This is a genomic window from Dyadobacter frigoris (assembly GCF_005280585.1).
GTDB lineage: Bacteria > Bacteroidota > Bacteroidia > Cytophagales > Spirosomataceae > Dyadobacter > Dyadobacter frigoris.
Genome location: NZ_SZVO01000006.1, coordinates 57,027 through 79,976, shown reverse-complemented (window position 1 = coordinate 79,976; position 22,950 = coordinate 57,027). Strand labels below are relative to the sequence as shown.

At 39.7% G+C, this 22,950-nt stretch carries 17 protein-coding genes; 5 read left to right on the top strand and 12 right to left on the bottom strand.

Going from position 1 to position 22,950, the window contains the following annotated elements; translation table 11 throughout:
• Positions 1 to 146: 146 nt before the first annotated feature.
• From FDK13_RS13835 to FDK13_RS13815, 5 genes are all read right to left on the bottom strand, one after another.
• Complete coding sequence (locus FDK13_RS13835) at positions 147 to 1,328, bottom strand: FecR family protein (RefSeq protein ID WP_137340596.1); 1,182 nt, start codon at positions 1,326 to 1,328, stop codon at positions 147 to 149.
• Positions 1,329 to 1,508: 180 nt separating this feature from the next.
• Positions 1,509 to 2,081, bottom strand: a complete 573-nt coding sequence (locus tag FDK13_RS13830) for an RNA polymerase sigma-70 factor (RefSeq protein ID WP_137340595.1) — start codon at positions 2,079 to 2,081, stop codon at positions 1,509 to 1,511.
• 491 nt (positions 2,082 to 2,572) lie between these two features.
• Entirely contained in the window at positions 2,573 to 4,171 is a 1,599-nt protein-coding gene (locus FDK13_RS13825; RefSeq protein WP_137340594.1) for a RagB/SusD family nutrient uptake outer membrane protein, read from the bottom strand.
• 13 nt (positions 4,172 to 4,184) lie between these two features.
• Positions 4,185 to 7,625: a SusC/RagA family TonB-linked outer membrane protein gene (locus FDK13_RS13820; RefSeq protein ID WP_229216037.1), complete on the bottom strand. Its 3,441-nt coding sequence runs from the start codon at positions 7,623 to 7,625 to the stop codon at positions 4,185 to 4,187.
• A 215-nt stretch (positions 7,626 to 7,840) separates the two neighbouring features.
• Complete coding sequence (locus FDK13_RS13815; protein ID WP_137340593.1) at positions 7,841 to 8,857, bottom strand: FecR family protein; 1,017 nt, start codon at positions 8,855 to 8,857, stop codon at positions 7,841 to 7,843.
• Between the two features lie 200 nt (positions 8,858 to 9,057).
• Here FDK13_RS13815 and FDK13_RS13810 point away from each other — a divergent pair, with 200 nt between their 5' ends.
• Complete coding sequence (locus tag FDK13_RS13810; RefSeq protein WP_137340592.1) at positions 9,058 to 10,338, top strand: metal-dependent hydrolase family protein; 1,281 nt, start codon at positions 9,058 to 9,060, stop codon at positions 10,336 to 10,338.
• Between the two features lie 79 nt (positions 10,339 to 10,417).
• Here the strand turns inward: FDK13_RS13810 and FDK13_RS13805 are convergent, their stop codons facing one another.
• On the bottom strand, positions 10,418 to 12,256 hold the full coding sequence (locus FDK13_RS13805; protein ID WP_137340591.1) for an alkaline phosphatase: 1,839 nt from the start codon (positions 12,254 to 12,256) through the stop codon (positions 10,418 to 10,420).
• An 89-nt stretch (positions 12,257 to 12,345) separates the two neighbouring features.
• Positions 12,346 to 12,930, bottom strand: coding sequence for an RNA polymerase sigma factor (locus tag FDK13_RS13800; protein ID WP_137340886.1), 585 nt, complete (start codon positions 12,928 to 12,930; stop codon positions 12,346 to 12,348).
• 227 nt (positions 12,931 to 13,157) lie between these two features.
• Between FDK13_RS13800 and FDK13_RS13795 the strand changes: the two genes are divergently transcribed.
• The 4 genes from FDK13_RS13795 to FDK13_RS13780 all read left to right on the top strand — a co-directional run bounded on the left by FDK13_RS13795 (position 13,158) and on the right by FDK13_RS13780 (position 18,090).
• The gene (locus FDK13_RS13795; protein ID WP_137340590.1) at positions 13,158 to 13,868 is read left to right on the top strand and encodes an NUDIX hydrolase; all 711 of its coding nucleotides are present in this window, start codon (positions 13,158 to 13,160) and stop codon (positions 13,866 to 13,868) included.
• A gap of 223 nt (positions 13,869 to 14,091) precedes the next feature.
• The gene (locus tag FDK13_RS13790) at positions 14,092 to 15,762 is read left to right on the top strand and encodes a ribulokinase (RefSeq protein ID WP_137340589.1); all 1,671 of its coding nucleotides are present in this window, start codon (positions 14,092 to 14,094) and stop codon (positions 15,760 to 15,762) included.
• 46 nt (positions 15,763 to 15,808) lie between these two features.
• The gene (araA, locus tag FDK13_RS13785) at positions 15,809 to 17,299 is read left to right on the top strand and encodes an L-arabinose isomerase (RefSeq protein ID WP_137340588.1); all 1,491 of its coding nucleotides are present in this window, start codon (positions 15,809 to 15,811) and stop codon (positions 17,297 to 17,299) included.
• An 86-nt stretch (positions 17,300 to 17,385) separates the two neighbouring features.
• A complete protein-coding gene (locus FDK13_RS13780; RefSeq protein WP_137340587.1) occupies positions 17,386 to 18,090 on the top strand; it encodes an L-ribulose-5-phosphate 4-epimerase in 705 nt (234 codons plus the stop codon).
• 374 nt (positions 18,091 to 18,464) lie between these two features.
• On the opposite strand, the gene FDK13_RS35410 is transcribed toward FDK13_RS13780, so the two are convergent.
• The 5 genes from FDK13_RS35410 to FDK13_RS13760 all read right to left on the bottom strand — a co-directional run bounded on the left by FDK13_RS35410 (position 18,465) and on the right by FDK13_RS13760 (position 22,902).
• A complete protein-coding gene (locus FDK13_RS35410) occupies positions 18,465 to 18,608 on the bottom strand; it encodes a hypothetical protein (RefSeq protein WP_170982799.1) in 144 nt (47 codons plus the stop codon).
• A 152-nt stretch (positions 18,609 to 18,760) separates the two neighbouring features.
• Positions 18,761 to 18,979: a hypothetical protein gene (locus FDK13_RS13775; RefSeq protein WP_137340586.1), complete on the bottom strand. Its 219-nt coding sequence runs from the start codon at positions 18,977 to 18,979 to the stop codon at positions 18,761 to 18,763.
• Between the two features lie 278 nt (positions 18,980 to 19,257).
• On the bottom strand, positions 19,258 to 19,647 hold the full coding sequence (locus tag FDK13_RS13770) for a response regulator (protein WP_137340585.1): 390 nt from the start codon (positions 19,645 to 19,647) through the stop codon (positions 19,258 to 19,260).
• A 5-nt stretch (positions 19,648 to 19,652) separates the two neighbouring features.
• Entirely contained in the window at positions 19,653 to 20,744 is a 1,092-nt protein-coding gene (locus FDK13_RS13765; protein WP_137340584.1) for a hybrid sensor histidine kinase/response regulator, read from the bottom strand.
• 4 nt (positions 20,745 to 20,748) lie between these two features.
• Positions 20,749 to 22,902: a sensor histidine kinase gene (locus FDK13_RS13760; protein ID WP_137340583.1), complete on the bottom strand. Its 2,154-nt coding sequence runs from the start codon at positions 22,900 to 22,902 to the stop codon at positions 20,749 to 20,751.
• Positions 22,903 to 22,950 lie beyond the last annotated feature (48 nt).

Here is a 22,950-nt window from a genome sequence, read left to right as displayed (position 1 = left end):
TACTTTTGAAGAGTAGCTTTAATTTCATAGTTTTACGATGTTTGGATTTAAAAGTTTATGGTTCGCACTGTACACTTGTTTAATAATCCTTTCGGACCGGTAGCCCTGGCCGGCTATCGGTTTTCCAGAATTACTATTTCTTCTGATTATTTTTCCCGGATTGTAATTCTTTTATCTTCGATCTCAAACTTTAATTCTCCTGACATTTCAAGCATTTTCAATACTTTTGACAGCGTATTATTGCGGGAGATCATCGCCGTGAAATGTTTATCCGGAATCTGTTTTTCGTTCACAACATCCACGTCATACCATCTTTGCAACTGGCGCATAATCGTTGTCAGGTCTTCATTATCAAACTGGAAATAACCCTCTTTCCACGCTACTGCTTCTTCTAAATCGGCTGCTCGCACACGAATCTGCGATCCGACTATGGCTTGCTGACCAGGATTCAGTAATTTTTTATTTTCCCCATTTCCAACCTTTACAGAGCCTTCCAATAAGGTAGTTTTAGAAACAGCTTCGTTGTCGTAAGCCATGACGTTAAAATGAGTTCCTAAGACTTCAACATGTGTTTTTCCAGCTTCTACAACAAAAGGCATTTGTTTGTTTTTACTTATTTCAAAATATCCTTCGCCAGTTAATTCAACCTTGCGCTCCTTACCCGAAAATGCAGTTGGAAAGTGTAGTGAAGACCTGGAATTGAGCCATACTTTGCTTCCATCCGGAAGTAATATCTCGTACTGGCCGCCTGTTGGCGTATTAATTGTGTTGTATGTGATGGTACTGTTACTTTCTGCGGGCAGGATTTCGTAAACAAGCTGACCTTCTTTTTTGCTGATCTTTACGCCGTTTTCCTTTTTGAAAGTTCCATTTTCCATGTCTTCCAAGGTTATTACGCTGCCGTCTCCCAAGGTCAGAGTAGCCTTGTTACCTCCGGGAAGTACATCATTTTTTAAAGTCTGCGGCTTTTTGGTTTTTGCAATAGCTGTATCAGCATTGTTTTTTTTGTGTAAAAAAGCATAACCAACAAAACCGGTTATCAGTATTGCCGCCGCGTATTTGAAGAATTTATTGAAAGACCAGAAAGAATGAGGAATAACTGGATTCTCAATTTGCTCATTGATATTTTCCCAGGCAGCTTTATGGTCAATCGATTCGAAAAATTGCAGACTTTCTTCCATTTTGTCTTTGTTCTGCAATTCATTCAGCGTGATCTGGTTCGCGATGTCTTCGTTCAGCCAATCCTGCAATACCTTATTTTCCTCCACGGAAAGGTCTCCATTAAGATATTTGAAAATTAAATCTGCGATTTCAAAAGGTGCTTTCATTCCTGGCTTTTGTTCTTTATTAGTAAGACACGCAGAATGATATTTGGGGTGAAAGGTTTTAGAGAAATATTTTTATTTAAAGAAATATTTAGATTAAATTAATCGTAACTATCACAGAGTAACAGGATTATCTGTTATTTGTGAAGTATTATAAATTTGAGAAAGAAGATGTAAACTTGCTTATTTCAAAAAGATAAGGATAAGAAGGCTGAAAATCTCAGCTGTAAATTGTGGACGCAGAAGCTGCATCGCGCGTTGTTTTTGAGTTTTTACGGTATTGACCGATATTCCCAATTCCTCTGCTATTTCATTATTCTTTTTATCATCCAGATAACTCATTCTTGCAATTTGCTGGCAAGCCGGTGGAAGGGATTCAATCGCGTAATGAATTTTGGAATATACCTCAGACTGAATAATCGAATTGATAATATTTTTATCGTCAACAAGTTCAGGAAGATGCAGCGTGAATTTTTCTATTACTTTTTGATGTCTTAATAAATTCAGACTCGCATTTTTAACGGTTGTATACAGGAAACTTTTGATTGCATCTAGATCCCCGGCGACTTCCTCTCTGCGATTCCAGTAGGTGATAAAGGCATCTTGCGCAATATCTTCAGCCTCGCCTTTATCCTTAACCATGTTGAAAGAAAAATAAACAAGGTTGGAATAGTTTCTGTTAAACAACATTTCAAAAGCAATTCTATCTTCACTTTTGTCTTGTGCTGCGTCAGGTTTGGTATATAAAGTATCCATATTCTGTTAGACAAAAGTAATCGGGGTCAATCTGTTTTCTTAAATATTCGATAGAAGATAGTCGATAAAAGTATTAATTTTTCTTTAAATAAAACTAAAATAGTTTCCTGTTTGAAAATAAAGCGGAGGGAATTTCTATACTATATTTTGTCCTTGTTTTAGAATGTTAAGTGCCTTTCGAATTAAAAAATAATTTGAATACTTAATCTATTACAATCTGGCTTTCGTGACATTTATAACTCAAAGGTATTTTACATCAAAGTTATTATCGCATTTATAATGTTATGGTTTTATTAAGAAACACGTTTAGTTTAATGATATCATAACAGCGAAAGCTAAATCGTTTTATATTACAATTTTGACTATAATTAGTTTCAAAATAAATGTTTTATTTATAGTATAAATTGTGTTATTCCGGTTTGGTGTAAAATAGAGAAAGGCACCGGATTTACATCCAACGCCTTTCTTTTCTTAATTTTCAAACTGATATTTTACCAGCCCGGTGTTTGTTTGTAAGCACCGTTACTTCTTGCAATTTCATTTGGACTGATCGGCCAGGCCAATTTTGCAGCCGTAAAAGTCCTTGCCGGCCAAACCTGCTGCACTGTAAAAGTGGAAGCAGGATCAGTTTTGTTGGTATGAATGCGGCCATGAAGTGGGGCGTTTATTTTATCATAATCACCCCAACGTTTCAAATCTGCCAAACGGTCGGTCCATTCACAACCCAGTTCCACACGGCGTTCATGTTTCAGGTTGGCAAGCGTCGGTGCGGTAATTGGCGCGAGACCAACACGCGCACGAACTTCATTTAAAGGAGCTGCCGCCTCGCTGTTTTTACCTTGCTGAATTAGTGCTTCCGCTTTGAAAAGCAGCACTTCCGCATAACGCATCAGTGGCAAATTCAGTGTGGTAGTAGGGTAGTCGCCGTTCTGGTTAATTTGCGTATTTGTTCCCGGATCCTGGTTTGTACCATTGCTATACGGATCCATGTATTTATTGATCTGGAAACCCGATAGGCTATTCGTTGAAAAGTAAGCACGCTCAACACCGAAGAAAGTAAACTTGTCTCCAAATTTCAAAATCGTTGCTTCACGGCGCGGATCGTTTGCTTCATATTCGTCATAAAGCTCAGCAGTAGGTTGGAAATAACCCCAGCCATTGTAAATTCCCCATCCTTTATTTTCCATGACAACACCCGGAAATTCAGAACCTCCCTGAACGCCGGAAGTTACCGACCAGATATATTCACTACTCCAGTTATTGGCTGCTTTAAAAACAGCTTTGTAATTGGCAAGGTTACTTCCTTGTCCCGTTACCAAAGCGCGTCCACCTTCATTTTTGATTTTATCCGCAATATCAGGAATCGCAGCCCATTTGGTATTGTCGTATTGCGCCCAATATGCATAGGTTTTCACCATATATCCCCAGGCCGCTGCCTTGTGTGCTCTTCCCTTGTCGGCTGCTCCGAAGGTTTGGAACAAAGGAAGAAGATCCGCCGCTTTTTGCAAGTCGCTGATGATCTGAGCATAATTATCGGTTACTGAAGGAAGCTGCGGAGGAATTCTCAGACCGAATTCAGCATTTTCAATACCATCATAAGGAACACCCTGATTTTTATGTCCCCAAATATAGGCTATCCAGAAATGAGAAAAAGCACGTACAAAGTAGGCTTCCCCCAAAGAACGATTTCTTACAGCATCGCTCACATTGGTAGCCTTTTTAACGCCTTCAATCGTTTGATTTGCTTTATTCATCATCGAATACAAATCATTCCAGCCGCCTGTCAGATAGCCTTCGTTACCTGACGGAATAAAGTTTTTGATGTTTTCTCCATCCGCTTTTGATCTCCCCACGATTAAATCGTCGCTTGCATTTTGAACCCAAAAAAGATTACGTCCCCAGGTTTCTTCGTCACGCATCGCAACATACATCGAAGCCACGCCTTTAATCACATCATCTTCGCTATCCCAAAAGTAAGCCGTTGTTGATTCTCCGTTTGGTTTGGTATCAACCCATTTTTCATCACACGCAGTCAGACTTAGCATAAGCGCCATGCCTGATAAAATCGAATGTTTTATATATAATCTCATAATTTTCGGAATGTTAGAATTTAAGCTTTAAACCTGCTGAGTATACACGGGAAACCGGGAATTGGCCGCCATCCATGCCTGGTGCGGTGTAAGAACCGTTCACCAGCGTACTTCCTACTTCGGGATCCATTCCTGAATATTTCGTGAATGTCAATAAATTATCTCCGCTCAAATACACTCTTAAACTTGCACCTTTTATGAATTTAGGAACCGTGTATCCGATAATCAAGCTTTTCAAACGCACGTAATTTCCGCTTTCCAGATACCAGTCAGAAGCTGTCTGGAAGTTTTTATTTGCATCACTGGCCGAAATTCTTGGAATGCTGGATCCTGTATTTGTTGGTGACCAGGCATCCAGAATTTTATCCCAACGGTTGTACCCCTGCTCCGAAGCATTCAAAGTAGATTCTTTAAACGCATGGAAAATTTTTACGCCACCTACTCCTTGCCAAAACATACTTAGGTCGAAAGATTTCCAGTTAAGGTTAGTAGTAAATCCGTAAGTGATTTTTGGGAAAGCGTTACCCATATAAACTCTGTCGCTATCGTCGATTTTTCCGTCACCGTTCTGGTCTACAAATTTCAAGTCGCCTGCCTGAGCATTTGGCTGTACTTTTGTTCCGTTCACTGTATAGTTATTTGCTTCTTCGTTGGTTTTGAAAATTCCATCTGTTTTAACAAGCCAGTAAGAATAATAGGGTTGTCCAACGGTTGAGCGGTATGGCGTGATCGTCCCTCTCCACGCGTCCGGATGCACCCAGACTGAATTAGGGTTATTATCAATATATTCAACCCGGTTTTTAAGCGTAGCAATATTACCACTGATCTCATAACCCAATTCCCCTGCGCGGTCTTTCCAGGTAGCAACCAGTTCAAAACCTTTGTTGCTTATTTTTCCCTGATTGATTAAAGGAGCTCCAAAGCCGTAGGTATTTGTCCAGTCAGTATCTTGTTGCTTGATCAGATTGTAAGTCAGTTTATCAAAATAATCCGCAGAAAGTGTTAGTTTTTCTTTCATCAGCGAGATGTCAATACCGATGTCGGTTTGCTGCGATGTTTCCCATGATAGTTTCGGATTTTTCAATGCTTCAACGTAAAGTGCTCTTGAATAAACACCGCCGTCACCAACCTGATACGTATAACTTGAACTCAACGTAGAGTAACCATAGTAACGGCCAACCGATCCGATGTTACCAATCCGTCCCCAGCTTGCTCTGATTTTTAACAAATCCACAGCCGGAACGTTGAAGAAAGGTTCGGAACTGATTTTCCAGGCCGCTGTTGCTGCCGGGAAACCTTTTCCACGGTATCCTTCTGCAAGTCTGCCGGCGATGTCATAACGATAACTGCCTGTTACAAAATAACGGTCTGCAAAACTATATGAAGCTCTTCCAACGTAAGATACGTTACGGTCTTTCCAGTCATAATCGGTTGGTCTGTCGGAGGTGAATGTACTTGCGTTGATGAAAAACTGAGCCCAGTTTTCTTCATCCGAAATATCTCTTGCAGTAGCAGAAAAGCCTTTCGAAGCATTTTCCTGTGAAGTTGTAGAAAGCATGGCGCCCACATTATGTTTGCCAAATACGCGGGAATAGTTCAACGTATTTTCCCAAATCCAGTTATACGAGCGGTCTGTTGAATAACTTAACGTATTCTGATTATTTGGCTTACCCGGTTCTGTTCTTTTTGGGGTAAAGTTTTTATAAAGCGATGATTTCTGACGATAAGAGAAACGGGTCAAAAAGGATAATCCCGGAATAATATTGGCGTACGAAAGTTCAGATACCGACTGAATGTCATTTCCTTTATTGTAAGGTTTGTACCGAAGAAGCGTAGCAACCGGGTTGATCGCGTCACCGTGAATACCCAGATATTGTGAATCTCTTGGGCCAACGCCACCGAAAGAACCGTCATCATAATAAACCGATGCAGAACGCGGCATGTACATCGCCGACAAAATTGTTCCGCTATATCCGCTGGCCGTTTCTGTTCCGCGGCTGTCACTATTATTCCAAAACAATTCCTGACGGAATTTCAGGTTTTCAGTGAATTTGTAAGAGGTATTAAAACGCATAGAAATGTTCTGGCTGAACGTATTTAATAACGTTCCTTCATTTTTTTCGTAGCGTCCCTGGAATAAAGTTGAGAATTTATCAGTTCCTGCGTTGATACTGATATTATGTCTCTGAATGATTCCGGTTCTGAAAATTTCATTAATCCAGTTTGTACGTGTAACCTGCGCATAAGGATTTTTTGTAGCATCCCAGCCATCAAGCGGAGTAAGGCCCGCGTTTGTGAAAGCCAGATTTGATACAGCCGCTTCTTTATCTGCGCTAAGCGAATTTGGCAATTTCCAGGCTTGTTTGATTCCGCGGAAACCAGAATATTCAATACTTGGTTTTCCGGCAGCCGCTTGTCTTGTTGTGATAAGGATTACCCCGGCTGATCCTGAAAATGCTCCATAAATTGCGGCAGAGGCTGCATCTTTTAAAACGGTAATGGATTCAATATCCGACGGATTATAAGGTGCATTTGGCACACCATCCACAACATACAAAACACTTTCACCGCCGCGTGAACCTGTACCACGGATTGTAATATTGGGTGTCTGGTCCGGGTGCCCTCCGTTACTGATCGCTGTTACACCGGGCACTTTTCCCTGGATCATATTCGCTACATCCAATACGGGACGGTTTTTGATCTGAGCCATGTCGGGCACGGAGGACACAGCGGCTGAAAGATCGCTCTTTTTAGCGGTTCCGTATCCGATCACGACAAGCTCATCCAAAGACTTGGTATCCACTGCCAGTGAAACGCTGATTGAGGATTTATTTCCCACCAGAACTTCCTGACTTTGATACCCTACAAAACTGAAAATAAGTGAAGCTTCCGAGTTAGGAACATCAATTTCAAAAGCTCCCTTGGCATCTGTGGAAGTACCGCGCTGCGTGCCTTTTACCACAACACTTACACCGGGAAGTGGTTCTTTATTGTCAGCTGAAAGTACTGTTCCTTTGATATTGATCTCTGCCGGAGCGGTCAGCTCACGCATTTTTGAATCGATATCGGGCATTAGCATTACAATTTTTTGCTGAGTGCTGGCCAACACAATTTGTTCATTAATTACTTTATAACTGATTCCGCGTGGAGTCAGCAGCTGATCCAGAACATTCGAAAGTTTTTGGTGTTCTACGTCAATTTTGATTTTACTTTGCAGAGAAACGCGGCTGCTGTACACAAACTTTACATCCGTTTTTTTCTGAATTTGTCCTAACGCTTCTTTGAGCGTAACGTTGTCTAACCGCAGCGTCATATCCTTACTCAGGATAGACTGCGCCGAACTTTCTCTTGCGTAGCCAGAGCTTGCAAGTAAAGCGGCCATGATCCATTGAAGCAATCCGATGCGCATAAGTTTTTGCCAGTTGATCGGCTTGTTACGTACTGATTTTTGCATAATTTTGATTGTCTGATTGTTAGAACTATTGGACATTTTATTTCCTCTCTCACGGTGGTACGTGAAATGAGAAATCATTGGGGGAAATAAGCAAGTTTGGGCCGGGTGTGGTGGTACACATCCGGCCTTTTTATGCTCGGAAAGTCAGGGTGGAATAGTAAAATCTTTTTTCATGAGGTCGGTGGTTTTGGGTTAAGTAAGCGGGTTATTAATTTTTATTTACAAGCTTTTCCATCAATCAAAATGGTATTCTCCGACATGGTGTAACTTGCTTCCAGTGAAGTGCATAGCATTTCAAGGATAACCGGAAGGGATTGTTGTTCGAAATCCGCTGTCAGTTTGCAGCGATTCATATCCGGGTTCACAAGAAGAATGTGTGTGTCAAAACGCTGCTCCAATTGCTGGATCACAGAAGTAAGCTGCGTTTCCTCAAATACAATCGTTACCGGTTCAAATATTTCTTTTTTAGCCTGGCTTGGTATTTCAAAAAACGTAAGTCGTTTTGATTTTGGCTCGAAAAATGCCTTTTGCTGAGGTTTTAAGATCACTTCCTGTGTGGACTTTTCGCCAGGGGCGCTTACCGAGACGCTACCGGAAACGACAGATACTTCCAGCATTTTTTGTTTTTCTAATGCTTTAACATTGAAGCGGGTTCCTAATACTTTAATTTTCACCTCACCACTTTGAATCAGGAACGGCCGTGTTTTGTCATGTGCGATATCAAAAAAACCTTCGCCGCTAAACGTTACTGTTCTTTTGTCCTTTTGGAAATTTCTTGGGTAAGAAATCGCGGCATTATCATGCATCCACACGAAACTTCCATCCGGAAGTTTGTGCATCACCATACGTGGCTCGTTATTCCGAAAATAAATTGTATCTGAAATGCTTTCTTTTTTAGTATCAAAAGCCGCAATTTGAGAGATATTTTCCCGGCGCTGATTAAGAAAGTAAAATCCTAATCCTATTAAGAGTGAAGCTGCAATTCCGCTTAGCCAGATAAAAGTCGGAGAGATTGTTTGTGTTTTGATTTCCGTCTTTTGTATCTGCGTTTTTATGTAGGCAAAGGTTTCTTCCTGTAAATGAATTTGTTCGGCATCAGAAAGCGTATCCAGATAATCAGTTTTACCATTTATTGATGCATACCATTTTTCTACCAGTTCTTTTTCCTGAGCAGTGCATTGATCATTAAGGTATTTCTCCAACAGGAAAGCAGACGGGACAGGTTGATTCATGTGATGATTTTAATTATCAATTTAAAACCAAGTCGTATGAAAACGGGCTGACCCTTAGTCAGTTTTAAAAATATTTTTAAAAAATTCTGAGGGCATTTTAAATTTTGATTAAAGCCTTCCAATCGGTATGTTTATAAGCCTTACGTTCAGTAACTTACTATCAACGGAAAAGCGCAATTTCTTCTCAAAAACATCTTATTATGAAAATTGTCTACCTAGCTTTTCTTGCAGTTTTTTCTGTCAGCAGCGTATTTGCCCAGCGCACTGTTATTTATTGCGGCAATTTGTTTGATGGTACCAATGGCTCTGTCAGGTCTTCTGTCACTGTTATTGTTGAAAAAAATAAAATTATTTCAATTGAAAACGGTTATTCGGCCGCACTTTCGGCAGATAAAGTGATCGACCTGAAAAGTAAAACTGTTTTGCCCGGATTGATCGATATGCACGTCCATCTGGAAGGAGAAACAAGCAAGGACCAGTTTCAAAAAAGAATTCAGCAAAATATGGCTGATGTCGCTTTTGACGCACAGAAAAACGGGGTGACTACGTTAATGGCTGGTTTTACAACGGTAAGAGATCTGGGTGGAAGCGGCGCTAATATTGCTTTGCGAAATGCAATCAACAGAGGTGTGGTTGTAGGTCCGAGAATTCTAACCTCCGGAAAAACGATTGCAACAACCGGTGGACACGGAGATCCTTCAAACGGTATCAAGCCGGAACTACAACTTCCGCCAGCAGCTCTTGACGGTGTGATCAATAGCCCGGACGAAGCACGTCAGGCCATTCGTCAACGGTATAAAGATGGTGTTGACTGGATCAAAATCACGGCAACCGGCGGTGTATTGAGTATCGCCAAAAACGGGAAAGGACCGCAATTTCAACCAGATGAATTAAAAGCATTGATTGAAACTGCGAATGATTATGGACTAAAAGTAGCGGCACACGCACACGGAGCAGAAGGTATGAAACGTGCATTACGCGCCGGCGTTACGACGATTGAACATGGTTCATTCCTGGATGATGAGTGTATCAAACTTTTCAAGGAAAAAGGAGCATATCTTGTTCCGACTATTATTGCCGGTAAAACTGCTTCGGATTCTGCCAAGATTCCGGGATATTATCATCCGCTTGTTGTTCCAAAAGCGTTAGAAACCGGAAAGATGATCCAGGAATCTTTTGCAAAAGCGTATAAGGCTGGCGTTAAAATCGGTTTCGGTACAGATGCGGGTGTTTATGTACATGGAAAAAATGCAAAAGAATTTGTTTACATGACCGAAGCAGGAATGCCGATGGCAGAAGCGTTGCTCGCTGCAACACGCACGAATTCCGAAATATTAAGTATGAAAGATCAGATCGGTTCTGTTGAAGTTGGAAAACTGGCTGACATTATTGCCGTAGATTCAGATCCATTAAAAGATCCCACAGTGATGATGAATGTTACTTTTGTGATGAAGGATGGGGTGGTTTATAAATCGAAGTAAAAATTAGACATTTATGAATCAAAAAGACTGTCGGGAATTAATTTCCAACAGTCTTTTTGATTCATAATGAAATTGTTATTTATTTCTTACCATACCTCTTAAATAACTTCAATATCTTCTCATAAATCTCAGTGTTCTCATAAACCCCTCTGAAATCCATCGAATGTGGTCCGTAAGCAAAAACCGGGACCATCACCGAAGTATGGTCATTGGTACTAAAATGTCCGTCAACATATCCTTTTTTCAAATCGCCGTCAAGCAAAGTCAAGCCACCCGTTTCGTGATCTGCAGTTACAATAACTAGCGTTTCTCCGTTACTATCCGCAAAACGTAAGGCTTCTCCGATTAATTGGTCAAAATCCAGCATTTCGGTAACGACATAAGGTACTTTATTGACATGTCCGCCGTAATCAATTTGTGCTCCTTCTGCCATAATAAAAAATCCTTTTTCATTTTTCACCAGCGATTTCTGCGTCTTTTTAAATGCCTCAGTAAGAAAATTGCCACGTCCGTTAAGTATTGAAACTGTTTTGGAATCATCTAAAAGTACAAACGGAGTTTTCAATGTATTCAAATCCTTCCACTGATTAGAAAACTGGATTCCTTTTGACTGAAGAGAGTCCGAAACTTTTTCTTTATTGAAAAGCGGAGCACCGCCCCCGATCAAAATATCAACAGGAGATTTTAGATAATCGTGTGCTATCAAAGCTTCCATAGCTCTGTCGGAGCGATGTGCATAAAACGCGGCGGGAGTAGCGTCAACAATATTCCCAGCCGATATCAGCCCCGTTTTTATGCCAAGAGGTTTTATTTTATCAGGTAAGTTAGGAAGTGGAATATTGTTAGTATCCACGCCAATCGCTCGGTTTCTCGCTTTTTTACCGGTAGCCATCGCCGTTGCCCCAGCGGCGGAATCAGTGATATAACTATCCGCAGCATTGGTTTTAGAAAAGCCAATATTTAAAAAACGGGTCAGATTTAGTTCTCCGCGATTAGCGGTCACACCCGAATAAATCTGCGTGAGTCCCATACCGTCGCCAATCAATAAAATTATATTTTTGACTTTGGATTCCTTGTCGTTATTTCGATAGGTTGGTTTGTAAAGCGGCTGAATTTTTTCAGCGGTATATTCAGCATCGGGACGGTTTCTTAGATACGGTCCCAGTTCTTCTACTTTGTCAGTATTCAAATAATCGAGTCCCAAGTTCATAAGCATTTTCCAGGCGTTAATATTATCCGGAGTTGCCCAAAAACGCACCTTTTTGCCTTGGTCGTGTACCTTTTTTATAACAGCTTGAATAGCGTTTTTCTCACTTTTGACCAAAATTCCTTTTCCATTCCATTTGGTATATTTTGTAAAATCCTGACTAATCAGCCCAACTTTTTCAAGCTGTGCTTTGGTATACAGAACATCCGGCCGTCCGTCAAAAAACAGATAATCAGGATATTGATCAAATTCCTGGGGTGGAGGTACTTCACCGCTCAAAACGATTTTGACAGATCCCTTCGGATAAAAAATGTCGGTATGTGGTTTTAATTCTTTTATAAGTGCGGCAATGGTTTCTTTACCAGGTGTTTTTAAATCGATTAATAACTGTAAACCCCGATTTTTATCAGGATAGATACTGCCCTTATTCTTTTCAATCTGATCAAGGATCGGTTTTAAATATAAGGCGTTAAAAGTGTTTTTTGACGTAATGTATTTGTGATCGTGTGCTACAAAAATGCTGTCATTTTTCAGAAAAATATCGGCTTCAATAGAACCGAATTGTTGATAATAAGCACGCAGAAAAGGAATATTCTGTGCATAATCATTATGTGAATGGGCTTGTGCAGTGGTATAACGAACCGGACTTTGAGCACCAGCCTGAGTAACAAAAAGAAAAGCGGAAAGGAAAGCTGGAATAATAAACTTCATAAATGGTAAGGACGTTCGGTCTGAACGAAGATTGAATAAATGTTAGTTTGAATAAAAGTCGTGTATGAAAGAAATTACCCTTATCCGGATTATAAAAATAATTGATAAAAAATAATCAGATAGGCCAGATGTTCTTTCAAATGCTGTCTTAAAATACGGAGAGCCTTTGTAATATGTTGTTCAACTGTTTTTTCGGAAATGATCAATTCAGAAGCAATTTCACGGTTTGAAAGTCCCTGGCGACTTCGGATAAATACTTCCCGGCATTTTGCAGGTAACATTTCAAGTGCCCGTTCATATTTGTTTTGCAGATCAGCTGTAAGTATTGTCTGATCCGTCAGTTCCGAAATGGTCGATGCCTGGATTTCCCACTGATTGTAATGATGCTTTCGGGTGAATTCTTTTCTGTAAAAATTAATAACAGATTTTTTCGCCACAGCAAATAAAAATGGACGACAAGTCTGAATCTGATTTTTCTGACGCTGCTGCCAGATATTTACAAACAATTCCTGAACGATTTCCTGTGCTGAAAACTGATCACCGACCTTGGAAAATACATAATTGAACAAGACCTTGAAATAGCGTTCATATAGCTCGCCAAATGCAAGTTCGTCGTCCTGACCGATCAGTTCGAGAATATTTTCATCAGAATAGGTAAGGTACAACTGGCTCATATGTTTCAAGGCCTCAATCCTTTCAGAATAAGGTAAGAAATTTTTAACAAAAATCAGTCTAAATTTGCTCACGCACTTCACTTGAAAGTTAAGTAATCTCTTTGTTTTTTTATTTTTTAATAACAATAAGTTAATAAACTTAAATTTTTTGTACAATTTAGTACTAACCAAGTGAGAAGTTGTATTTTGCCCACCTAATCTGTCAGAAGTATTACGTTTGAATTTTTATGTATAGGTATCCCGTCACATCGCGCATTTTGCTTGCTATTGATTGTATCATTTTTGGTTTTGACGGAAAAGATATAAAACTGCTTCTGGTTAAGCGGAATCTAGAACCTGAAATGGGAAAGTGGTCGCTTATGGGCGGATTTCTGAGAGAAGATGAAGATCTTGAAGTAGGGGCAGGGCGAATTATTTTTTATCTAACAGGATTAAAAAATATTTATGTCGAACAGCTTGAAACGTTTGGGAAGGTTAACCGTGATCCGGCTGAACGAACCGTATCAGTCGTTTTTTTTGCATTGATACAGATTGATGAACATGATTCAGAGGCCGTAAGAAATCACAACGCATCCTGGATCAGCCTGGATCAGCGTCCGGAATTAATTTTTGACCATAATGAAATGGTCGGCCGGGCAATTGAACATCTGCGTTATAAAGCTGCATTACATCCGATCGGATTTGAACTTTTGCCCGAACTTTTTACAATTCCCCAATTACAAAAATTGTATGAAGCAATTTACAACACACCGCTCGACAGACGAAATTTTAGTAGAAAATTGCTTTCAACAGGTTTACTTATTGATACAGGCAGCAAAAATAGCAATTCTACAACTAAGAAGGCGACTTTGTACAAACTCGATACAATTCGGTATAAGGAGAAATTTCATGCTTTCTGGAATTTCATGCCGGATTCAATGAAACCTGTCAAAATTTAGCCGTGCTTAATAATCCTGATTAAAAGTGAATATTTTATATATTTTCAATTGTGTCACATATACACTATAAATAAAATATATTATATTTACAAGCCGATTATTCATAATTGTTAATTGATTTTCGATATTGTCGGTGTGCATAACTTAGAATGTCGTCGGCTTTTGCAAAGCTTAGTTTCCTGAATTTTTTCCAAAATCTTTTAAGTATTCAATAGTGTCGCATATGAAAAACAAGTACGTAATAGGCATTGATTACGGGACCGATTCGGTTCGGGCGCTAGTCGTAAATGCACATACAGGAGAAACGGCTGGCACTGCTGTGCATGAGTACAAAAGGTGGAAAGAAGGAAAATATTGCGATCCGGCCATTTCCCGTTTCAGGCAGCATCCGCTTGATTATCTGGAAGGTTTAGAGTCCTGTGTGACTGGTGCTTTGAAAAATGCGGGTGCGGAAATTCGTGAAAATATAACAGGAATTTCCATTGATACAACCGGGTCAACTCCTGTGGCTGTGGATAAAAACGGAACTCCGTTAGCGCTTTTGCCTGAATTTGCAGAGAATCCGAACGGGATGTTTATCCTTTGGAAAGATCATACGGCGAATGCAGAAGCTGAGGAGATAAACCAACTTGCGCATCATTGGGATATAGATTATACGAAATACGTTGGTGGAATTTATTCGTCGGAATGGTTCTGGTCAAAAATATTAAAAACGCTGCGAATCGATGAAAAGGTACGGGAGGCCGCTTTTTCATGGGTTGAACATTGCGACTGGATTTCTGCGGAACTGACCGGAAATACTAATCCTTTAGCGATACACAGATCGCGTTGTGCAGCAGGTCATAAAGCATTATGGCACAGCGAATACGACGGACTTCCTTCGGAGGAATTTTTTGTCGCGCTTGATCCGCTTTTGGCAGGAATCCGTGATCGTCTTTTTTCAAAAACAGAAACATCTGATAAGCCAATGGGGACGATTTCCGCTCAGTGGGCTGAAAAACTGGGTATTCCGTTGAATGTAATTATTGGTGTTGGTGCGTTTGATTGTCACATGGGTGCTGTAGGGGCTTTAATCGAGCCTTACGCACTTTGCAAAGTGATCGGAACTTCAACCTGTGATATGCTTGTAGCTCCGAATGAAGAAATCGGTCACTTATTGATTCAAGGAATTTGTGGCCAGGTTGATGGTTCGATAGTGCCCGGTATGCTGGGCATGGAAGCCGGACAATCTGGTTTTGGAGATATTTATGCCTGGTTTGCCAAGCTGATCACGACGCCAGTTGCTGAAATTTTAGGTGAAAATGCTGCGAAAGAACTTTCCGAAAAATTACTTCCGCATTTGTCTGCACAAGCTGCACTTTTACCGGTCACAGAAAATGACATTGTTGCCATAGATTGGCTGAACGGTAGACGCACTCCTGATGCCAATCATACTTTAAAGGGAGCAATTTTCGGACTTAATCTTGCCAGTGACGGAGCGAGGGTTTTTAAAGCCCTGGTTGAAGCAACGGCTTACGGGTCCAAAAGTATAGCAGATCGCTTCGTCAGAGAAGGAGTGCCGATCCGGGAAGTTATTGCAATTGGCGGGGTAGCAAAAAAATCAAGGTTTGTGATGCAGACGTTGGCTGATGTCATGAACATGCCCATTAAAGTTGCGTCTTCGGAGCAGGCCTGCGCACTTGGAGCAGCGATGTTTGCTGCGGTTGCATCCGGAATTTATGAGACACTTCCCGAAGCTCAGCAGGCTATGAACTCAGGGTTTGATACAGAATATCGTCCAAGGCCTGAAATCGCGCGGGTTTATGAAAAACTGTACCAGCGGTATCTAAAAGCAGGAAATTTTGTAGAATCGGGTATAATGCAGCATACTGTTGAAGATTTAAAGGCAGTTTAAAACAGCAATAATTATCCATAATATTTTTTTTAGACAATCAGCCTCAATGTTGGATTTAAAGCAATTTGAAATATGGTTTGTTACTGGTAGTCAGGATTTATATGGGGAGGATACGCTTCGCCAGGTAGATGAACATTCCCAAATTATAAGTGATTCTTTTGATAAAAATTCTCAGATACCAGTTCGTGTTGTTTTTAAACCGGTTGTAAAATCTCCGGATGAAATATATCGTATTTGTCAGGATGCTAATGTTTCAGTTAGTTGCGTTGGTATAGTAGCCTGGATGCATACTTTCTCCCCAGCCAAAATGTGGATACGTGGGTTGCAGATTTTACGCAAACCTTTGCTTCATCTGCATACCCAGTTTAACCGTGATATCCCTTGGAACGATATCGATATGGATTTTATGAACCTGAATCAGTCCGCGCATGGTGATCGGGAATTCGGTTATATCATGACACGGATGAGGATAAACCGGAAGGTGATTGTTGGTCACTGGCAGCAAAATGATGTAATTGAAGCGCTGGCATCGTGGTCTCGGGTAGCCAGCGCCAAAAATGATCTTAATGGGGCGAAATTTGCCCGGTTTGGGGATAATATGAGACAGGTGGCTGTAACCGATGGGGATAAAGTTGCCGCTGAAATGACTTTTGGGTTTTCTGTCAATACGTATGCTGTCGGCGATTTGGTAAAAGTTATCAATCAGGTTTCTGATGAGGCCGTTGACAAACTGATCACCGAATACGAGGATCAATACCGGCTCGTGGCATCTCTACACAAAGGAAAAGAAAAATACCAAGCATTGCAAGATGCTGCGAGAATAGAACTCGGATTGAAATATTTTCTGGAAGATGGAAATTTCAAAGGTTATACCAACACTTTCGAGGATTTATATGGGATGAAGCAATTGCCGGGAATTGGCTCACAGCGCATGATGGCGGCAGGCTACGGTTATGCGGGTGAGGGCGACTGGAAAACTTCTGCCATGGTTCGCGCGCTTAAAGTCATGGGAAGCGGATTGCCCGGCGGAAGTTCATTTATGGAAGATTACACGTATCATTTCAATCCGGAAAGAAATCTTGTTTTAGGATCCCATATGCTTGAAATCTGTCCAACTATTGCGGACAGAAAGCCTTCATGTGAAATTCATCCTTTGGGTATAGGAGGGAAAGAAGATCCCGTACGCCTGGTTTTTAATGCACCTGCCGGTCCTGCAATCAACGTTTCACTTATTGATATGGGCAACCGGTTTCGTTTGTTGGTGAATGAAGTAGAAGCTGTTGCAGTTGAAGAGGATCTGCCAAAACTTCCGGTGGCACGTGCGATCTGGAAACCTGCTCCTGATATGAAAACCGGTTGTGCAGCCTGGATTTATGCCGGTGGAGCGCATCACACGGTTTTTAGTCAGAATCTTGGCACTGAACAAATAGAAATGTTTGCGGAAATGGTAGGCGTTGAGCTGGTTGTGATTGATAAAAGTACAACACTTCGCCAGTTGAAAAATGAATTGAGATGGAGTGAGGCTTACTATAAGTGACACCAAATCATATAAGTCTTTTTTAGAATATTAATTAGAATCACCAAATACAATAGTCAGTTTAACCCGGGTTTTAGCTTAATAAAATGTTATATAAATATTTAAAAGAACAGGTTTACGAAGCCAATATGGAAATTCCGAAGGAAGAACTGGCTATTGTTACTTTTGGGAATGTCAGTGGAATTGACCGTTCAGCGGGCGTTATTGCCATCAAACCGAGCGGCGTGCCTTATCGTAAACTAAAAGTAGAAGATATCGTAATCGTTGACCTTGATAACGTGCTGGTTGAAGGAAACATGCGTCCATCGTCGGATACCAAAACACATACTTTGCTGTACAGGAATTTTCCATCGATCGGTGGTGTTTGTCATACGCACTCAACCTATGCGGTTGCCTGGTCGCAGGCGGGAATGTCTATACCAAATCTTGGCACAACTCATGCCGATCATTTGGTCGCACCAGTTCCTGTCACGGATGTAATGACCGATGAAATGATTCAGGGAGATTATGAACATGAGACCGGTAACCAGATTCTTGATCTGTTTAATCGGTTATGCCTTAGCCCGGAAGAGGTGGAAATGGTGCTGGTGGCTTGCCATGGACCTTTTACATGGGGAAAAGATCCTGGCAAAGCAGTATATAATGCAGTTGTTTTGGAGGAAATCGCGAAAATGGCGTATTTAACGATGCAAATTAACCCCGAGGTGACTTCAATAAAACAAAGCCTGATAGATAAACACTTTTTCAGAAAACACGGAAAGGATGCCTATTATGGACAAAGTAATTGTTAAGGGTTAATTGTTAATGAGTGGAAAGGGAGAATTGATTAATCAACGAGAATTGATGGATTGTGAAAGACTCGGGTTAATAATTTAGAAGAGCATTAAGTTCAATTTCGAAGAAACAAAGGCCTAATGAGCAATCATTAACCATTAATAACACTTTTTCAGAAAACACGGAAAGGATGCCTATTATGGACAAAGTAATTGTTAAGGGTTAATTGTTAATGAGTGGAAAGGGAGAATTGATTAATCAACGAGAATTGATGGATTGTGAAAGACTCGGGTTAATAATTTAGAAGAGCATTAAGTTCAATTTCGAAGAAACAAAGCCCTAATGAGCAATTATTGACCATTAACAATTAATACTTAACCATTAAAAAAAGTCATTTTTTGCCCGATTTTTTGGCCAATTCTCTCATTTGCTGAAACGCTTCCTGACGTGTCATGCGTTTTTCGCTTGACTTGGCTGCCTGAATGGAGTCTTTATCAAAACGGCCTTTAAAAAAGTTAAGCAATGCAATAATCATAACCTTATTGTTAAATATTTCTTTATGCCAGTATCGGGAAATTGAAATTTCCTTCTCAAAGCTAAATAAAGAAATTCATATATTCTACTGTAATGATGTACAACCAAAACCATATTTTCATCAGTCTTTTTTAAGGACTTGAATTATTTTTTTTATACAGCCTGGTTTTGTTCTTTAAGGATGTTATCCTCCATCGTTTTCTTCAATTTTCCGCCGGGAACAAAATCTCCATGAATCCACCTTACAAAGTTTTTAGAATGAGATTTGTAAATTTCTATGGATAAAGGCTTAATGCCGCTGAACTCAACTTCTTTTACGTATTGTTCGTGTAGTCTTTTAATTTCAATTAGCGTTTTATTATCTGTTTTCATTTGTGAGTTTAGGTTATTATGGGTTTTGGTTAATTGAATATTACCTTTATTAAAAACATACCTGATATGTAACCTCTCAGATAAATATTTAAATTATTATATAGAAACTATTTATTGTTTATTTTTTTTATTTTGAAAATATTAGATTGAGGAATTTTTACTGGAAATCTGCTGATTCAGAATTTGTTGCAGACTATGTTTAATGCAAGACTTATTGCGCGCTACGGCGAAACCTAACGGATAGAACTAACGAAAAATACAGGGTCAAGTACACAAAATCATGTTGTCAAAATTGTTTTAAGCAGGCCAATTTCCAACGGTTTTGAAAGTAAATCAATGATAGAATCACTGGCTTTGGCCTTGTCAATATCCCTCGTATCGATCGTGGAAGATAACATGTAAATGCGAATTTTATCCTTCACTTGGTCAGCAAGCAGATCAAATTTGTCAATAAATTCAAATCCATTCATGCCAGGCATTTGCAAATCCAGTAAAATAACGGTTGGAGGTAGGGACTCACCTTCCCCGGTCAAATATTCAAGAGCATCCTCAGCGGAATTAAAAGGCCGTACTGAATTGCCTATCCCGCTTTTAATAATTAGTTTTTCATAAATAAATAAATCAAAAGCGCTATCATCAATTAAGATAAAATCAAATTGAGCAGTCATAATTTCTATTTATTTATTGAAGGAATATCTATTTCAAAAATACTGCCTTCACCTAAAGTTGATGTAACCTTAATTTTTCCTTCAAGTTTATTAATCGCCTCATGTACGATATAAAGACCTATGCCAGAGCCACTATTGGTAGCACCTGCACGATAAAACATTTTGAATATTTTTTCGAGGTCGTCTTTTTTTATTCCCAGGCCATTATCTTCAAAAGTAATCAAAGTATTAGCCGGTGTGGCATGAATGCTGAGTTTAATAAAAGACTTTTCCTTTTTCGGATCCTGGAATTTTACTGCATTGCTTATAAGGTTATTAAATATTATTCTCAGCTTCATTACATCCGATTCAAAAACACCGGTTTGGGTAATGTCTGTTGTCATTTCAACATTTTCAAATTCCGGTAAGAACCTAATTGCCTCGGTAACATCATTAACAAGCTCTTGGAAATTGATCGGAGTCATGGTCGCAACACCGCGTGCATTCTTATAATAGTCAATGATATTGATAATAAAAGTATCCAGCTTTTTTACGGATTGCTTGATCAGGTCCAGATATTCATTCTGAGACTCGACTTTATCTTCCATCAATGCCAGGTTAACAATACCTAAAACCGACATCAATGGTGCGCGCAGATCGTGTGAGGCACTATATACAAATTTGTCCAGCTCTTCGTAAGCTTTTTCGAGATCAAGATTCCTTTGCTTTAATTCAGCCCTGGTATTAAAAATTTCAAATGCGTGGGTAATTGCATTTTCAACGTAGGTGTAATCCCACGGTTTGTCAATAAACCTAAAAACTTCTCCTTTATTAATGGCGTCAATCGCCGCACTGATATCTGTATGTCCTGTAATTAAAATCCTTATTGGCTCAGGGAATCTGATCCTTATTTTTTCAAAAAACTGTGTCCCGGTCATGCCCGGCATTCTCTGATCAGCCAGTACTACGTGGAACTCTTTTTGCTCCATAAATCCCTCAGCCTCAACTACGGATGTGGTTGTGGTAATGTTGTACTGTTTACGGAATGATGCCTTAAACGATTGCAGATTATGCTCCTCGTCGTCTATGTATAGTATGCGTATCTGTTTATCAGTCATTGATTCAGGTAAGGCTATTTTTTTTAGTTATTGGGAGTGTAATTACGAACTCCGTTCCTTTGTTGATTTCTGATATTACTTCAATTGTGCCGTAATGTACTTCAATAATCTTAAAAACGATTGATAAACCTAAACCGGTACCTTCTCCAACGTCTTTGGTCGTGAAAAAAGGATCATAAATTTTGGCCTTTACTTCAGGGCTCATACCCGATCCATTGTCTTTTATGGAAATTGTTACGTGCTCACTATCTTTCAGAAATGTTTTAACCCAAATGGTTGGTTTCCGGTCTGTCAGATTTCCTTTTTGAACGGCGTAAATTGAATTGGTAAGTATGTTCATAAAAACCTGATTCATTTTCCCGCCATAACACTCAACGTTTGGAATACTTCCCAGATTTTTAATAAGTTCAAGATTTGTTCCCATCTGATAATTTAAAATTACCAGCGTAGATTCAATTCCTTCATTTAAATTAACAAAGTTAAGGTCTGACTCATCTACTCTTGAGAAAACTTTCAGGCCTTTTACAATCTCGACAGTTCGTCTGGCGCCGTCTTCCATACCGCTCAGCAGCAGCCCGATTTCTGTTTTAATATAGTCCAGATCCAGATCTTCTTTCAACTTTTCAATTTGATTGAGTTTAGTATGTATACCTTCCAAAGAATCAATCTGCTGCATTTCATCAAATTCCGAAAGAATTTCCATCACATCATCAATATCTCTTCTTAAGGGACGGATATTAGAACTTACAAAGTTGATCGGGTTGTTGATCTCATGGGCTATCCCTGCTGTAAGCTGTCCAAGAGATGCCATTTTTTCAGATTCAATCAATTGCGATTGCGCATCTTTCAGTTTGTTAAGCGTATCCTCCAGGTCAATATTGGTTTTTGTTAATTCTATCGTCCTTTCAGCAACTTTCTTTTCAAGTGAAATATTTTGCTCACGGATGATTTTTTCATTTTCCAGAGAGATCCGAAGGGCTTGTTCCTGAGAAAGCTCCCGTTCTTTTTTCAATATATTAATTTTGTCGGCAAGCGCAAATGAAAGCAGGATCACTTCTATAATTGTCCCAACCTGCATGCTGTAATTTGTAAAATCATTATACGGCAGCATGTTGAGGTTACGTACAATGTAAAGGATAAGTCCGACCAGAAAGACCAGCCAGGCAGTCAGGAAAAATTTGGCTGGCCTGTAATTTTCTAAAAATGAAAGTCGTGCTGCGATGATCAACGTAACGATAGCTCCTGTGAGGGCCATAATATCAATAATACGGAAACTGATCAGGTCATATCCTACTAACCGGGTTACGAGTGCCAGTAAATAACCAAAGCTTACAATGGTGAGCATATGGTGCAATATTGGCGATTTGACACTTGTATGTAAGAAATTTTTGATGAACAGAATCGTGAAAATTCCGGCCAGGGCAGGGAACATAACGTACGCCAGATTGTTAAAAGCAGGTGTATCCGGCCAAAGATATTTATAGGTATAACCACTTAACGTAAGCTGCGTTAGTCCTATGAATAATATGTACAGCACATAATAAAGGTAACTTTCTTCTTTTACTGAGAAATAGATAAACAGATTATATAAAATCATCACCAGCAGAATGCCGATTTGGATGCCTGCCAGGATTTCTTTATTCAGAGAATCCTGATAGAATTCTTTTGGTGAATTGATGATAAGAGGAAGGATGAGCTGCTCCGAAGCCAGGATTTTCAGGAAGAAGGTTTTAGTTTCTCCCGGTGATACCTTTAATTCAAAAATGAGATTAGGATCGTTGATTTTTCTTTGTCTGAATGGTAAATTTTCAGAGTTGCTTTGCAATAACTTTCTGGTTTCTCCTGAATACAACTGGCACAAATCAATCATTGGAGATGCCAGTTCGAGCAAAATAATTTCTTCTTTTGTATGATTTTTAATACTCAGCTTGACCCAGAACGCGGACTTGCTCAGGCCGAAATTTGGGGTATCTACAGAGCTCCTGACAAACTGAGACGAATCGATCTCGGATAAAGTCTTTTTGTTACTTCCGTCCTCATAGATCTCAATGAATTTTCCTGCTACTGTTTTTTTTCCATAAAAGTCTACATTCGTACCATAGCACATGGTGAATGGCAATAGTACTGTTAAGAAAAGTATTATTCTTAGAGCGTTCATTTATGGGAAATTATTTTTTGACAAAAAACTTAAAATTATCATATTTAT